Source organism: Gilliamella sp. Choc6-1, assembly GCF_001690385.1.
Lineage (GTDB): Bacteria > Pseudomonadota > Gammaproteobacteria > Enterobacterales > Orbaceae > Gilliamella > Gilliamella apicola_A.
In genome coordinates this window covers 1-980 of the sequence record NZ_LZHI01000024.1, presented here as the reverse complement: position 1 = coordinate 980, position 980 = coordinate 1, and the positions used below count along the sequence as shown (strand labels likewise).

Here is a 980-nt window from a genome sequence, read left to right as displayed (position 1 = left end):
ATTATCACCGAGTTTAGCCAATTATCGGTAAATAAAGAAGAAGCGCATTATCAAGTGGTCTTATCGCCACGACTGGCTAGACTAACGTTAAACCGCAACTGTGCCATATTCCAGAACCAAAGCGTAGTAAGCGTGGTTGAACAAATACTTAGAAGCCACGGACTTAATGGCATAGACTACCGCCTTGAACTTAAAGAGCACTACCCAGCCAGGGAATTTATTACCCAATGGCAAGAAAGCGATTTTGAATTTATACAACGCTTAATGGCGGATGTGGGTATCTGGTTTCGCTTTGAAAGCCATGCCGAGCACGACTGCGACGTAATGGTGATAAGCGATTACGAACAAGGTTATGACCAAGTTGCCCATATTAATTACAAATTACCCAGCGGCACCTTGGACGGCGGCACTGAAAGCGTTTGGGATATTAGCATGCACAGCCAAACGGTGGCATCATCGGTTAAAGTGAAAGATTACAACTACCGTGATGCCAAAGCCAACTTACTTGGCGAGGTCAATAGCCAACCCGATGACCGCACCACTAACGGCACCGACTACCGTTATGGCGAGCACTATCAATATGCAGGTAGTGCCAGTGTCAGTTCAAGTAGTCAAAAAAATAGCCCCAACAAAATTTATAAAAATATTCAAAGTGAGCAAAATGGGGGGGGAAGCGAGAATAACGATGATGCACAAAATAGGGATAATGATTACCACCTTAATAGCACCCCAGAAAGTGGCAATTGGTACGCACGTATTCGCCATGAACAAGCAATCAGTGAACAAATAATTATCCGAGGCAAAAGCAACCGTTATAACCTTGCTCCTGGGCAACTCATTAGCCTTAATGGCGCCCCGCTGATTGATATTGATGAAGGCATTATTATTTTAAGTGTTACGGGCAGCGGCAGCCGCACTGATGCTTACCAGCTCAGTTTTACTGCGATACCTTTTAAGGTATTAAAACCGTATCGCCCAGC

General features: G+C 44.6%; 1 protein-coding gene. It reads left to right on the top strand.

Annotated elements, in window-relative coordinates:
* On the top strand, positions 1–980 hold a 980-nt coding region (locus tag A9G36_RS02940; RefSeq protein ID WP_141670613.1), incomplete at both ends, for a type VI secretion system Vgr family protein.